Origin of the sequence: Fusobacterium sp. JB019, from assembly GCA_030673965.1 — a bacterium.
Lineage (GTDB): Bacteria > Fusobacteriota > Fusobacteriia > Fusobacteriales > Fusobacteriaceae > Fusobacterium_B.
Genome location: JAUTCN010000004.1, coordinates 1 through 15,618, shown reverse-complemented (window position 1 = coordinate 15,618; position 15,618 = coordinate 1). Strand labels below are relative to the sequence as shown.

The 15,618-nt window shown below is 27.6% G+C and carries 12 protein-coding genes; 1 reads left to right on the top strand and 11 read right to left on the bottom strand.

What is annotated here, in order from left to right; genetic code table 11:
• Window positions 1-151: 151 nt before the first annotated feature.
• The 7 genes from pyrE to hflX all read right to left on the bottom strand — a co-directional run bounded on the left by pyrE (window position 152) and on the right by hflX (window position 7,556).
• A complete protein-coding gene (pyrE, locus tag Q7K47_03620) occupies window positions 152-775 on the bottom strand; it encodes an orotate phosphoribosyltransferase (protein ID MDP0506298.1) in 624 nt (207 codons plus the stop codon).
• 1 nt (window position 776) lies between these two features.
• On the bottom strand, window positions 777-1,982 hold the full coding sequence (locus tag Q7K47_03615; GenBank protein ID MDP0506297.1) for a dihydroorotase family protein: 1,206 nt from the start codon (window positions 1,980-1,982) through the stop codon (window positions 777-779).
• Window positions 1,983-1,999: 17 nt separating this feature from the next.
• Window positions 2,000-2,722, bottom strand: a complete 723-nt coding sequence (gene pyrF / locus Q7K47_03610) for an orotidine-5'-phosphate decarboxylase (GenBank protein MDP0506296.1) — start codon at window positions 2,720-2,722, stop codon at window positions 2,000-2,002.
• 27 nt (window positions 2,723-2,749) lie between these two features.
• Window positions 2,750-3,670: a dihydroorotate dehydrogenase gene (locus Q7K47_03605; protein MDP0506295.1), complete on the bottom strand. Its 921-nt coding sequence runs from the start codon at window positions 3,668-3,670 to the stop codon at window positions 2,750-2,752.
• A 15-nt stretch (window positions 3,671-3,685) separates the two neighbouring features.
• Window positions 3,686-4,453, bottom strand: a complete 768-nt coding sequence (locus Q7K47_03600) for a dihydroorotate dehydrogenase electron transfer subunit (GenBank protein ID MDP0506294.1) — start codon at window positions 4,451-4,453, stop codon at window positions 3,686-3,688.
• A 17-nt stretch (window positions 4,454-4,470) separates the two neighbouring features.
• A complete protein-coding gene (gene pyrB, locus Q7K47_03595) occupies window positions 4,471-5,538 on the bottom strand; it encodes an aspartate carbamoyltransferase (protein ID MDP0506293.1) in 1,068 nt (355 codons plus the stop codon).
• 224 nt (window positions 5,539-5,762) lie between these two features.
• Window positions 5,763-7,556, bottom strand: a complete 1,794-nt coding sequence (gene hflX, locus Q7K47_03590; GenBank protein MDP0506292.1) for a GTPase HflX — start codon at window positions 7,554-7,556, stop codon at window positions 5,763-5,765.
• Window positions 7,557-7,714: 158 nt separating this feature from the next.
• Between hflX and Q7K47_03585 the strand changes: the two genes are divergently transcribed.
• A complete protein-coding gene (locus Q7K47_03585) occupies window positions 7,715-8,890 on the top strand; it encodes a dicarboxylate/amino acid:cation symporter (protein MDP0506291.1) in 1,176 nt (391 codons plus the stop codon).
• 116 nt (window positions 8,891-9,006) lie between these two features.
• Here the strand turns inward: Q7K47_03585 and Q7K47_03580 are convergent, their stop codons facing one another.
• From Q7K47_03580 to Q7K47_03565, 4 genes are all read right to left on the bottom strand, one after another.
• Window positions 9,007-10,635 (bottom strand): Na/Pi cotransporter family protein, encoded by a 1,629-nt coding sequence (locus Q7K47_03580; GenBank protein MDP0506290.1) that lies wholly within the window; start codon window positions 10,633-10,635, stop codon window positions 9,007-9,009.
• Window positions 10,636-10,785: 150 nt separating this feature from the next.
• Window positions 10,786-11,487 (bottom strand): Bax inhibitor-1/YccA family protein, encoded by a 702-nt coding sequence (locus tag Q7K47_03575; protein MDP0506289.1) that lies wholly within the window; start codon window positions 11,485-11,487, stop codon window positions 10,786-10,788.
• Window positions 11,488-11,626: 139 nt separating this feature from the next.
• Window positions 11,627-14,833 (bottom strand): carbamoyl-phosphate synthase (glutamine-hydrolyzing) large subunit, encoded by a 3,207-nt coding sequence (carB, locus tag Q7K47_03570; GenBank protein ID MDP0506288.1) that lies wholly within the window; start codon window positions 14,831-14,833, stop codon window positions 11,627-11,629.
• Window positions 14,834-14,892: 59 nt separating this feature from the next.
• A partial coding sequence (locus Q7K47_03565; protein MDP0506287.1) for a carbamoyl phosphate synthase small subunit occupies window positions 14,893-15,618 on the bottom strand: 726 nt, incomplete at its 5' end.

The following is a 15,618-nucleotide window of genomic DNA, read 5'->3' as shown; positions in this document are numbered from 1 at the left end:
AAACACAATATTATTGATAAAATTCATTTATAGAAGGCGGAATTGAATTCCTAATAACCCGTCTGATTTCCTTAATCTTATACTTATAAATAAAAAAGAAAATGAAAATTGCCCCTTTTCATTTTCTTTTTTTGTTTGCTTTTAGGATAAATTATTTCTTCCAAGTATTTGGAGATTTATTCCATTTTAAAGCAATTTCTTTTTCTTCTAAATTAAGATATTCTTTTTCAGTAGCAAGTTCTATAAGAGTTGTAAAATTAGAGATATTTTCAAGCTTGACATTAGCATTTTTAAAATTTTCTATTGCTTTAGGGAACTCATAAGAGAATATAGCAACTACTTCAACTTCTTTAGCTCCTGCTTCTCTAGCAGCTTGAACAGCTTTAATAGAGCTTCCACCAGTTGAAATTAAATCTTCTATAACAATAACTCTTTTTCCTTCAAAGCTAGCTCCCTCTATTTGTTGTCCAGCTCCATGATCTTTTTTAGCAGAACGGATATAAGCCATAGGAACATTTAATCTTTCAGCTATAAATCCAGCCCAAGGAATTCCTGCTGTAGCAGTTCCTGCCACTATATCAAAATCTTTATCTTTTAATATATCAATAAATCCATCTATAACAATTTTTCTTTCTTCAGGATATCCAATCATTTTTCTGTTATCACAGTAAATAGGGCTTTTTATTCCAGATACAAAAGTAAAAGGTTCTTTTACATTTAATTTTACAGCTCCTACTGATAACAAAGAATTAGCAACACCTTTCGCTCTATTCATATTAAACCACTTCCTTTCCTATTTTCAAATTATTAAATTTATTATTATTAAATACAATATTTCCTCTTACAATAGTCATGATAACTTTTCCACCTTTTTTAAATCCTTTGTAAGGTGTCCAGTTACATTTTGATATGATATTTTTATCAGATATTTTTTCATCAATGTTTAAATCAACTAATATAATATCAGCATCATATCCAACTTTTAAATTTCCTTTTGATTTTAATCCAAATATTTTGCTAGGATTTTCACTCATTAATTTCATTAATTGAGTAATATTTATTTTCTTTTCTTTTACAGCTTGTAACATTAATTCTAATGAATTTTCTACTCCAGGGATACCATAAATAAGATTATTTGATTTTTCCTCAAATGTATGAGGAGCATGATCAGTTCCGATAGTATCAATGATTCCTTCATTTATAGCAGCTAAAAGAGCGAGATTATCTTCTTTTGTTTTTAGTTCTGGTTTCATAACCAAAAGAGGGTTATCTTTTAAATTATCTTTATTTAAAAATAAATGATGGGGAGTAACTTCTCCATAAACTTTAAGATTATTTTTTTTAGCCTCTTTTAAGTATTCTATTTCTTCTTTAGTTGAAAGATGACATAAATAAACAGGTGTATCAGTTTTTTTAGAAATTTCAATAGCTTTTTTCACCATTTTTCCTTCTGCATGTACAGCTACTAACTTTGAATTTTTAAAAATATTTATTAATATTTCTTCATCTTCTACAAGCATATTACCTGTAGAAACATTCATAAAAATTTTAGTTGCCACTGAAATATCTTTAACTTTTTTAACTTCGTTACTGTTATCTAGCTTACTTCCACCAAAATAAAAGGCATAATCGACAAAACTTCTATTTTTGGAATGTTCTTTTTTATTTAAAAGTTCTTCTTTTGTAGTAGTGTTTGGGATAGTGTTAGGCATATCTAAAAAAGTTGTTATTCCTCCCTTAGCGCATGCCATACTTCCAGTTGAGAAGTCTTCTTTATAAGTAAGACCAGGATCTCTCATATGAGTATGAGGATCGATTATTCCAGGAAGTATATATTTTCCTTCAGCATCTATGATTTCATCATTTGCATGAGAGGAGATAGATATGTTTTCCTGAATTTTTATAATTTTTTCATTTTCAATTAAAATATCTTTAGATACAGCTTTATTATTTATAAAAATTAAAGCATTTTTAATTAACATTTTATCACCTCTTTTGATTAATTATTTTTTTCAACTATTCCTTCTTCAATTTCTTTAAGAATTAATTGTACAGCTTTTATAGGATCTTCATTTTTAGTAATAGGTCTTCCAACAACTAAGAAATCACATCCATTTAAAATAGCTTTTTTAGGAGTCATAATTCTTTTTTGATCGTTAGTAGCAGCCCAAAGAGGTCTTACTCCAGGACAAACAGTTTTAAATTCTTCTCCAAGTGATTTTTTGATGGAATTAGCTTCCCAAGGAGAACAAACTATTCCGTTCATTCCAGATTCTTTAGTTAAGTTAGCTAAATTCATAGCTAATTCTTGAATGTTAGCCTTTGTTTGGAAAGTTTCTTGTATTTCTTCTTCTGAAAAACTAGTAAGGATTGTAACTGCTATAAGTAGAGAAGAATTATTTATTTTTCTAACTTCTTCTACAACTTTAGTCATCATTTTTTTTCCACCAGTTGCGTGAACATTAAACATAAAAACATCTTTTTTAGCAGCAAAGACAGATGCCATGGCTGTTGTATTTGGAATATCATGGAATTTTAAATCTAAAAATATTTTCTTATTTTTATTATTTAAATATTCAATCATTTCTCCTTTGGAATTTAGGAATAATTCTAATCCAACCTTATAAAAAGTAGCTTCATCTCCTAATTTTTCAACTAATTCTACAGCTTTTTCCATTGTAGGGAAATCTAAAGCTATTATTAATTTATTTTTTGCATTCATAATTAATCCTCCATTTATATAAAAATATTATTTTTTAAAAGCTATTCCTTTTATATCTTGTAAATTTTTTAAATTATTCTTAATACAGTAATTATTTAATCCTTCTTTTACTTCTAGGGGTAAAAGAGGATTTGGAAAAATTCCTGTTCCTATTGAAACCATAGTAGCTCCAGCCATAATAAATTCAACAGCATCTTCCCAAGAATTAATTCCCCCCATTCCAACTATAGGGATGTTAACATTTTGAGCAACTTGGTAAACCATTCTTACTGCAACTGGTCTAACAGCAGGTCCTGATAATCCACCAAAAGTATTTCCTAAGATAGGAGTACCTTTGTTAATATCAATTCTCATACCTAATAAAGTATTTATCATTGAAATAGCATCTGCTCCATTTTCTTCTACAATTTTAGCAATTTCAACAATATTTGTAACATTTGGAGAAAGTTTAACAATTAATGGTTTATTTAAAACTTTTCTTACTTCTCTTGTAGTTTTTCCCGCAACTTCAGGATTAGCTCCAAAAGCCATTCCACCATCTTTAACATTAGGACAAGATATATTTAATTCTACCATATCAATTTCTTTTATTTCATTAACTCTTTTAGCAATTTCGACATATTGTTCAACAGTACTTCCATTTATATTCACAATTATTTTTGTGTTAATTCCTTGTTTTTTTAAGTTTGGAATGATTTCTTTTTCTAATACATCAATTCCAGGATTTTCAAGTCCTACACAATTTAGGATTCCACTAGGAGTTTCGGCTATTCTAGTTCCAATATTTCCTGTTCGAGGTTCTAAAGTTAAGCCTTTAAGAACAATTCCTCCTAATTCATTAGGATTAAAATAATCTTTATATTCTAGTCCAAATCCAAAACAACCAGAAGAAGTTAAGATAGGGTTGTCAAAATTAATTCCTAAAAAATTTACATTTAATTTATTCAATTTAAGCCTCCTCAATTAATCGTTAATTATAATTTTACTATCAAATACAGGACCATCTTTACATACTTTTTTCATACCTTCTTTTGTAAGAATAGAGCATCCAACACAAGCTCCAACTCCACATCCCATTCTTTCTTCAAGGGAAACTTCGCATAAGATATTATTTTTTTTAGCTATATTCATAATGTGTTTCATCATTATTTGAGGGCCACAAGTGTATATTTTATAAATGTTTTTATTTTTTAAAGTTTCTAAAAGAGGGATAGTTACATTTCCTTTTATACCAAGGGAACCATCATCAGTAGTTATAATTGTCTTGATATTTTCAAGATTAAAATTATCTAAAATATTCATACTCTCTTTATTTCTACCTCCACAAATAAAAGTTACATTATTTTTAGGAGAAAGAGCTTCTGTTAAAAATTTCATAGGAGCCATTCCCATTCCTCCACCAATAATAACAATATTTTTGTTTTCAATATCAGTATTAAAACCAGTTCCTAAAGGTCCTTGTAAATTTATATTTTCTCCAGGTTTTATATTTTTAAATTCATTAGTTCCTTTTCCTTTAACTTCATAATAAAATTCAATGATTTGTTTCTCTTTATTTATATAATGAAGGCTAATTGGTCTTCTTAATAAAGTTGATTCATTTTTACATTGAAGCATGTAAAACTGTCCAGGTTTAGCTGAGGAGATAGATTTCTCCCCTTTTAACTTTAATAAATAATACGAATCTGAAATTTTATTATTTTCTAAAACTACGCAATCTTCTAAAAACATATATTCCTCCTAATATATTAATTAATTTTTTTTCCACAATAATAACAGAATTTTTCATTATTTTTTATGACTATATTATTTTCTGTTTGTTCAAATTTAGTTATACAATTTTTATTTGGACAAATATTTTGATTACTTTTTTTAACAATAGATGTTTCTTTTTTTATTGAAGCAATATTAATTTTATCTAAGGCAATTCCAATCATAGCTTCTCTTACAGGTACTCCATTTTTAGCTTGTTCAAAATATAAAGCGTGTTTAGTATCATCTAAATCAATATTGATTTCATTTACCCTAGGTAAAGGATGTAATATAATCATATTTTCTTTACATTTTCCTAAAATAGTTTCTTTAGAAATTTCAAATGTATTTTTTACTTTTTCATATAATTCAGGATTTTCAAATCTTTCTTTTTGAATTCTAGTCATATAAAGAACATCAACTTCTTTTAATATTTCTTTATAATCAGAAAGTAGTTTATAATTGATTCCTTTTAAATCTAATTCTTTTTGAATTTCTTTAGGAATCTGTATTTCTTCAGGAGCTATAAAGTAAAAAGTTTGCCCTTGAAACTTAGATAGAGCTTCAGTTAAAGAATGCACAGTTCTTCCATATTTGAGATCACCGATAAAAGCAGTAGTTAAATTATCAATAGATTTAAGATTATCTTTAATTGTATATAAATCTAGAAGAGTTTGACTAGGATGTTCGTTTGCCCCATCGCCAGCATTAATTATAGGAACATTGGCAACTTCACTAGCAAATTTAGCAGCTCCATCCCTTAAATGCCTCATAATAATTATATCGGCATAACCTTCAGTAACTTTAATTGTATCTCTTAAACTTTCTCCTTTTTTTAAAGAGGTAGCATCAGGACTATCAAATCCAAGAACTTTACCTCCTATTTTAAAGCTTGCTGAAGTGAATGAAAGTCTAGTTCTTGTTGATGGTTCAAAGAAGAGAGTAGCAACAATTTTATTTTCAATAAGATTTGTTTTAGGAAATTCTTTTAAGCTTTTAGCTTCTTTTAAAATTTCTAAAATTTCATCTTTGGTAAAATTTTTAATAGAGATAATGTCTTTCATAAATATCCTCCTTAAAAAAAAAAGAATAAAAATTACAAAATTAGTAATTTTTATTCTCTATAATATTAAAATAATAATTGAAATTTTTATAAAAATCAAAATAATTAAAAAAAGTAAAAATGAAATTTAAAAGAAATAATTTTAAATTTTTTAATAAATACCTAATCATTTTTACCTCCGTTTTTTTTACATTTTTACGATTTTATCATATTTTAGCATTAAAATCAAGATAAAATCATAAATTTTTTATATTTATTAAAAGTTTTTTCATCAACTAGAGCTTTTATTCTTATTCCATTAGCTAAAAACTCTTCTTCTAAAATAGCTGAATTATTATGTAAATATGAAGAAATAGAGGTATCACTATATGGTATTAAGTACTCGATTTCTTTGTTTGTATTGGGAAGCAAATCACTAGCAGTATCAAGTAAAGTATCTATATTAATGTTATTTTTAGCACTAATTTCAATAAGATTATATTTATTAAGTTTTTCTTTAATTTCTTTAAGTTTATCTTCTGTAACTAAATCAGTTTTATTTAAAGCTAGTATAGTTGGCTTATCATCAGATTGTAATTCTTTTAATACTTTTTCAACAACTTCTATTTCTTGATGTAAATTTTCACTAGAAACATCAACAACATGAATTAAAACATCTGAATAAATAACTTCTTCTAAAGTTGATTTAAAAGCTTCTATTAAATCATGAGGTAATTTTCTAATAAATCCAACAGTATCAATAAATGCAACTTCTTTGTTAGAATTTAATTTTATAACTCTAATAGTTGTATCTAAAGTAGCAAATAGCATATTTTTAGCAAGAACACTTTCTGTTTTAGCTGTATTTTCATCACAATATTCTTTAACAATTAGATTTCTAAGAGTTGATTTACCTACATTTGTATAACCTACAAGAGAAATTTTACCGATTCCAGAGTTTTCTCTTTTTTCTCTTTGAACTGTTCTGATATTTTTAATTTTTGTAAGTTCTTTTTTTAGAGAAGAAATTTTATCTTTAATATTTCTTCTATCTAATTCTAATTTAGTTTCTCCAAGCCCCCTATTTCCAATTCCTCCTCCTATTCTAGATAAGGTAGTTCCAAGACCGATCAAACGAGCACTTTCATATTTTAGCTTGGCTAATTTAATTTGAATTTTAGCTTCTTTAGATTTAGCTCTTCTTGCAAAAATTTCTAAAATTAAAAAAGTTCTATCTATAACTTTACAATTTGTAGCTTCTTCAAGATTTCTTATTTGAATTCCTGAAAGTTCTTCATCAAAAATAATTAAATTAGCAGATCTAATTTGTTTTAATTGGGATAATTCAGCTACTTTCCCTTTTCCAATATAGAATTTTTTATCTATATTGGTTCCTTTTTGTAACATAATATCAACAGTTTCTATATCACAAGCTTTTCCTAATTCCTTCAGTTCAAGAAGACTATCTTTACTTTCTCTACCAACTAAAATAGCATATTCTTGGTCATCTTCAGTATTTTCTTTGTTTTTTAATTCTTTTTCAATTTCTTGAATTTTCGCTAAATAATTAAATTCTTCGACAGCTTCAATATTTTTAACTGTAAATTCTTCGTGATAAAAATTATTATTTTTAATTTTACAGAAAGCAAAGTTAATACCTGTAATCTTTCCATCAGGATCTATTCCTATAGCAATCATTGAATCTAATTTTAGCTCTATAAGAGCTGAAATATCAACATCAGAAAGTTTAGAGTTTCCATTAGGATGTGTATGGATAATTCTATAACCACTAAGTTTTTTTTCTTTAAAAGAAATATTAGGAATAGAAGCACTGCTATTATCTCCAATATTAATGTCTATAATTTTACCATTTCTATTAATAGTAATACTAATTTCTTTGTTAATTTTTGAACTAATTTCAGAAATTCTAAAAATAAGTTCTTTTTTTATGAAAAATTGTTTTTCAATTTTTTCGTTTAAAAGTTCATCTAGTTCTTTTAAGATATGGCTTTTTATTCCATGAGTGTTTCCTTTTATCATTATTACCTCCAAAATTTTATTAAAATAACTTGCATTTTCTTCTAATATGGTGTATATATTAGTGTATAGAAAATTGTATAGAAAGGTTCCTTTCTGTACATTTTTTTTAAGAATCGGAATTAACTATTAATTAATATGGTTTATAGGGAGGAGATTTTATGAAAAAACTAGGTCTATTACCTAAATTGATAATCGGTATAATAATCGGTATAATTATAGGTAAAATGAGAGTATTATTTATTGTTGAATTATTAGCTACATTTAATGGTATTTTTGGAAACTTCTTAGGATTCGTAATTCCATTAATTATAATAGGGTTTGTTGCTCCAGGGATTGGAGATTTAGGTTCCAATGCTGGTAAATTATTAGGAGTAGCTACACTTGTTGCTTATTGCTCTACTGTTATATCAGGATCAATAGCATTTTTTGTAGACAGTGCAATATTCCCTTCTTTCTTGAAAGTAGGTTCATTACATTTAGATGCATCTAATCCAGAACATGCTTTAGTAAGCGGATTCTTTAAAGTTGATATGCCACCAATTATGGGAGTTATGACAGCTTTACTAATGGCATTTGTAATTGGGATTGGAGTTGCTGCTTCAAAAAGTGATGCTATAAAAAATGTTATGAATGAATTCCAAGGAATAGTAGAGGGAATTATTAAAGTTATAATTATTCCATTTTTACCTCTTCATATTTGTGGAATTTTCGCTAACATGACTTATGCAGGTCAAGTTGAAACAATAATGAGCGTATTTGCAAGAGTGTTTGGAATAGTAATAATATTACATTGGTCTATTATTCTATTACAATATTTTGTAGCTGGAACATTGGGAGGAAAAAATCCAATTTCTTTAATAAGAAAAATGATTCCTGCATATTTCACTGCAATAGGAACACAATCATCAGCTGCAACAATTCCAGTAACTTTACAGTCTACTAAAAATAATGGTGTAAATGAAGGAGTTGCAGAATTTGCAGTACCATTATTTGCAACAATTCATTTATCAGGATCAACTATAACTTTAACAAGTTGTTCATTAGCTGTAATGATGTTAAATGGAATGAATTATTCATTTACAATGTTCTTTGGATTTATACTAATGCTAGGAGTTACAATGGTAGCTGCTCCAGGAGTTCCAGGAGGAGCTGTAATGGCAGCATTAGGATTACTAGATACAATGCTAGGATTCCCACCTGAATTATTATCTTTAATGATAGCTCTTTATTTAGCACAAGATAGTTTTGGAACTGCTTGTAATGTAACAGGTGACGGTGCTTTAGCAATAATAGTAAATAGATTTGCAGGGCATACATTAAAGGAAAATAATTAAAAAATAATATTAATAGTTAATTTTAAAGAGCGGCTAATGTCGCTCTTTTTATATTATCATTTATTATTTAAATAAGCAATAAAATAAAAAAGAGAGAAGTAAATTCTCTCTTTTGTTTATAATCTTGTAAATACTTCAATAATATTAAATAAATGATCTCTTATTCTTCTATAGTAATTTAGTATATCCATATAACCAGTACTTAACATAACAGGAACTCCAGCTTGAGAAGCATTTTTCAAATGATATTCTCTTGCTTTTTTAAAGTCAGATGTTATTTTATTAGCTTTTGTAATCGCTTTAAGGAATCTTTCTTTATCTTTAGCTTCAAAAGAAATATTTACTTCTCTGAATAATAGTTCAATACTTTCATTTAATTTAAATAAAATTTTTCTTTCTACTTCAGTAAGTTGAATTTCGTTATCTTGAATTTTTTTTAAAGCTTTAGCAATACGAAGACAATAGTCACTGATAGTTTCATATTCGTCACAAACATCTAAGTTTTTTCTAGTTTCTTCAATAAGATTGTCACTTAAATCTTTATTTAAAATCATAAAGTTAACATCTGTAATTTCTTTTTGGTATAAATCTAAACTGTCTTCTACATGTTGTAATCTTTCTATTTTATTTTCTGAAATTTCTTTTTGTTTAGCAAAAATTTCTTCTAAAGAAAATAGCATTTCTTTTATATATTGTCCCATAGTTAAAATTTCTATTTTGGTTTGTTCTACAACAACCCCTGGAGTAGCAACCATAAGAGAATCTAGTTTAGTAACTTTATTGTCTTGCTTTCCATCGTCTTTCACCAAAAATTTCAGTAGTTTAGATAAAGGTCCTACAAAAGGGGTGAATAATAAAACGTTTAAAATATTAAACATAGTATGAGCGGTTGCTATACCAACAGTAATATTTTGAGTAGAATCAACAACTAAATTTAGAATTTTTAGATAATAAGGAAATATAGAAATAACCCAGCAAACCCCAACGATATTAATAATACTATGAGCATAGGCAGCTCTTTTAGCATTGGTATTAGCAGTTAAAGTTGCTAAAAAAGCAGTTATTGTAGTTCCTACATTTTCTCCTAGAACAAGTGCAACAGCAGTAGGATAGTCAATTAATCCTTGTAATGCAAGTGTTATAGTAATTCCTAGAGTAGCTGAAGATGATTGTACAACAGCGGTTATACATGCTCCAACAAGAGCAGCTTTAAAAGCTCCAAAGTATGAATCAGCTACAAATAGTTTAAATAGATTTAAAAATTCAGGCATAGAACGAATTGGTTTTAAACCATTACTCATTAATTCTAATCCTAAAAAAATAAGTCCAAATCCCATAATAGTAAGTGCTTTTGTTTTTGAACGATCTTTTTTCACAAAAACAAAGGCAATAGCAGCAATTCCGGCTATAGGAAGTCCATACTTACCTAAATGCAAAACTAGTAACCAACCAGTTACTGTGGTACCAATATTAGCACCAAGAATAACTCCTAAGGCTTGTTTTAATGTAAGCAAAGATGCATTAACAAAACCAATCGTCATAACTGTACTAACAGAAGATGATTGAACAAGCATTGTAACAAAAAATCCCATAAAAATAGCAATAAATCTGTTTGTGGTCAGAGCAGCAAGTATTTTTTTTAATTTTTTACCTGCAAGCTTTTGCATTCCACCAGACATATTGTCCATACCGTAAAGGAAAATCCCCAATCCCCCTACGACTTTAAAGATAATGTCTAAATACATTTTACCTCCTAAATATTCAATTTTTACCCATTAATAATATAGTAATATACTATATCCCTAAGTATAAAGATACCATATTGTAAAAAAAAAGTAAATAATTAAAATTTCTTTAATAAAAAAAGAGCAAAAATTTTTGCTCTTTTAAAATTATTATTTTTTTCTAGAGAAAATTCTTAGAAGATATAAGAATAAATTGATAAAATCTAAATAAAGTGTTAAAGCAGCAATTATTCCCATTTTTCCAACAGCTTCTTCATTTCCAGATGAAATTTGATAGGTCATTCTTTTAATTCTGTTAACATCAAAACAAATTAAAGCAGAAAAAAGAACAACACCTAAAATAGTAACCATCCAATATAAACTAGGAACTTTGAAAAATAAGTTTATTAAACTCATAAGAATTAAAGAAATAAGACCTGTTTTTAAAAAGCCACCATATTTACTTAAATCTTCATTTGTAGTGTATCCATAAATAGCAAGGACAGCAAACATAACAATAGTTGTTAAAAGAGCATAAAATATTACATCTAAATTATAAGCTGCTCCAATTAATGAAAAAAGAAGTCCATTTAAAAAGGAATAAAGAAAAAACATAAAAGCTGCAGTGGATTTAGAAATTTTATTTATTCCAGCAGAAAGAGTAATAACTAACACAAATTCTCCAATAATAATAGGAAGATAAAATTTAAAAATAGTTCCTAAAAAATATTGATTGAAAAATAATATATAAGCTGGAACTGAAAAAGTAACTAAAAGTCCAAGCACCATATATGAAAAAGCGGACCTTAAAAGCTTATTGTTTGTAGATACATCTTGGTTAAGCGAATAACCATCATTATTAAAATTATACATGTAAAACCTCCTAAAAAATAAAAATTTGTTATCTAATAATTTAGACTGAAAATAATTATTTAAAGTTATAAAGAAGTTGTTTCATTTAGAGAAACAACTTCTTTGTTTTTATTATACCTATTTTGTTTAAATAATCAAGCTAAATTTTAGAGATATCGAAAATATCTAATTCTTTATCTTTAAAATGTTTCTTTTCTGTTTTAATTATAGCGTTAAGAGTATCAAAACAAGTAAGAACTTCCACTCCATATTCAATAGCGGTTCTTCTCATTTTAAATCCATCTCTTTGAGCATCGTTTGCTTTTGTTGGGGTGTTTATAATTAAATCAATATCTTTATTTTGTATAGCTGTAAGAATATTTGGAGAATTTTCTCCTATTCTATTTATTTTTGAAGCTTCAACATTATTTTCTTGAAGGAATTTAGCTGTTCCAGCTGTTGCAAATAGTTTACAGTTTAAATCAATTAATTCTTTAGCAATAGGTAAGAACTCTTCTTTATCCTTATCTCTTATTGTAAGAAGAATATTTTTATCAGAAACTTTATTAACTCTTTTACCAGCTAGTAATCCTTTATAAATAGCTTCATCTATTGTATTTCCAACCCCTAGGACTTCTCCAGTAGATCTCATTTCTGGTCCTAAAGAAACTTCAACATCTCCAAGTTTTTCAGTTGAGAAAACTGGAACTTTTACAGCTACTAAATTAGGCTTTTTATAAATTCCAGGTTTATATCCAGTTTCTTCTAAAGTTTGACCTAAAATTACTTTTGTAGCTATTTCTATTACTGGCATACCTGATATTTTAGATATGTATGGAACTGTTCTTGAAGATCTTGGGTTAACTTCTATAACATATAGTTCATTTTCGTAAGCTATAAATTGGATATTCATCATTCCTTTTATTTCTAGAGCTTTAGAAATTTGTTTAGAAATTTTTAAAACTTCTTCTTCAGTTCCTTCATATAGGTTTTGTTGAGGATAAACAGTTATTGAATCTCCTGAATGTACTCCTGCTCTTTCTAAATGTTCCATAATCCCAGGAATAATTACATTTTCTCCATCGCAGATAGCATCTACTTCAAGTTCAATACCATTTAGATATTTGTCAATTAGTACAGGATTTTCAGGATCTCTATCGAAAGAAGATTCTAGATATTTAACTAAATTATATTCATCATGGCAAATTTCCATTCCTTGTCCACCTAGAACATATGATGGTCTTACAAGAACAGGATATTTAATTTCATTTGCGATTTCAATACCATGATTTACATCCCATACAGCTCTTCCTTTAGGTCTTTTAATATCTAATTCTTCCATCATTTCTTCAAATTTTTCTCTGTCTTCAGCTTCGTCAATTTTTTCAGCGGAAGTTCCTAGTATTTTAATATTACGTCTAGCTAATTCTTTAGCAAGTTTAATTGCAGTTTGACCTCCAAATTGAAGGATAACTCCTTCAGGATTTTCTTTTTCTATTATATTCATAACATCTTCAGTAACTAATGGTTCAAAATATAATTTATCTGCTGTTGAAAAATCAGTAGATACTGTTTCAGGATTATTGTTGATTATAATACTTTCAATACCTAGTTTTTTAAGTGTTTTAACAGTGTGAACAGTACAATAATCAAATTCAATTCCTTGTCCTATTCTTATTGGTCCAGAACCGATAACTATTATTTTTCTTTTATCAGATACTGTTACTTCATCATACTCGTCGTAAGTTGAATAGTAATAAGATGAATCTGCTGCGAATTCTCCAGCGCAAGTATCAACCATTTTATAAACTGGATAAATATTATTTTCTTTTCTTTTTCTTTCGATATCTTTTTCTGAAACATTCATGAATTCAGAAATTCCTTTATCAGAAAAGCCTTTCTTTTTTAATTTTCTTAGATATTCTGGTTTAAAATCTTTATATTTAGTTTTCTTTAAAATTTCTTCTTGTTTAACAATCCATTCTAGTTTTTCCATAAAGAATTTATCGATACCTGTTATTCTTTGTAATTTTTCTTTAATATAACCTCTTCTTAACATTTCTGCTACAATGAATATTCTGATGTCGTCTGGTTTTACAACAGCTGCTTTAAGTTCTTCCATTGACATTTTGCTAACAGAAGGATGGTTGAAGTTAAATCTTCCAATTTCTAAAGAACGTAACCCTTTAAGTAAGGCAGCTTCAAAATTATTTCCAATGGCCATGATTTCACCTGTTGCCATCATTTTTGTTCCTAATTTTTTATTAGCTTTTTTAAACTTATCGAAAGGCCATTTAGGAATTTTAACTACTATATAGTCTAGTGTTGGCTCAAAACAAGCATAAGTTTTTTCAGTAACTTCATTTTTTACTTCATCAAGAGTATAACCTAAAGAAAGTCTAGTAGCAACTCTTGCGATTGGATATCCTGTAGCTTTAGAAGCTAGAGCAGAAGATCTAGAAACTCTAGGATTTATTTCTATAATAGCATATTCAAAAGATTTTGGATTTAGAGCAAATTGAACATTACATCCTCCTACAACTCCGATTTCATCTACAATTTTTAAAGCAGATGTTCTAAGCATTTGATATTCTCTATCAGATAATGTTTGAGAAGGAGCTACAACAATTGAGTCTCCAGTATGAATACCTACAGGATCAATATTTTCCATATTACATACTGTTATACAGTTACCATTTTTATCTCTAACAACTTCATATTCCACTTCTTTCCAACCTAGAATAGATTTTTCTATTAAAACTTGTCCTACTCTAGAAAGGCTTAATCCTTTAGATAAAATGTCTTCTAGTTCTTTTGGATTATGAGCAAAACCTCCACCAGTTCCTCCTAAAGTATAAGCAGGTCTTACTACAACTGGATAACCAATTGATCTTGCTACATCGAATCCTTCTTCTAAACTTTCTACAATTTTACTTTCGATAATAGGTTCGCTTATTTTCTCCATAGCTTCTCTGAAAAGTTCTCTGTCTTCTCCTCTCTTTATCGATTCGATAGAAGTTCCTATAATTCTAACATTATATTTATCTAAGATACCTTTTTCTTTAAGTTCAACAGCCATATTTAAAGCTGTTTGTCCTCCCATACCAGCAAGTATTGAATCAGGTTTTTCTTTTTCAATTACTTTTTCAACAAATTCAACGGTAATTGGTTCTATATAAATTCTATCTGCAACAGCTTTATCTGTCATTATTGTTGCAGGATTAGAGTTTATTAATACAACTTCAATACCTTCTTTTTTCAAAGTTTCACATGCTTGAGTTCCAGAGTAATCAAACTCAGCAGCCTGTCCTATTATTATTGGTCCAGAACCTATAACTAATGTTTTCTTTATATTTTTATCTATCATTAAAACCCTCCAATTTAAATATTAATAATTAAAATCAATAAATATCCTACAATTTATAGTTATTTTTTAAATTTATATTCGAATAATTCTAAGAAGTCATCAAATAAATAGTTGTTATCTTCTGGTCCAGGCCAAGCCTCAGGATGGTATTGAACACTCATAATATGTAAATCATCACTTCTTAGACCTTCAATAGAATTATCATTTAGATTAATATGAGTAACTCTCATAGAATCAGGAACTTTGTCAACTACATATCCATGGTTTTGAGAAGTAATATAGATTCTATTTCTATCTAAATCTTTAACTGGATGATTACAACCTCTATGACCATATTTTAATTTTGTTGTAGAACCTCCTAAAGCCCAAGCTAATAATTGTTGTCCTAAGCAAATTCCAGCTATTGGTAGTTTTCCAACTATTTTTTTAATTTCAGAAATAACATCTTCTAAATCAGCAGGATCTCCAGGTCCATTAGATAAGAACAAACCATCTAAGTCATATTTTAAAATTTCTTCTGCTGTAGTATTCCATGGGAAAACAACAAGATCACAGTTTCTGTTTTCAAAATTTCTAAGGATATTTCTTTTTATTCCAAAATCCATAACACCAACTTTTTTACCAGAACCAGGAATTTTATAAATTTCTTTTGTACTAACTTCACTGACAGCTTTTGAATTATCAAAACTGTTAAATTTTTCAGCTAGTTCTTTTTCTGTTAAATCTTCAGAAGTGATAATAGCTTTCATAGCTCCTTCTTCTCTAATTATTTTAACAAGTTGTCT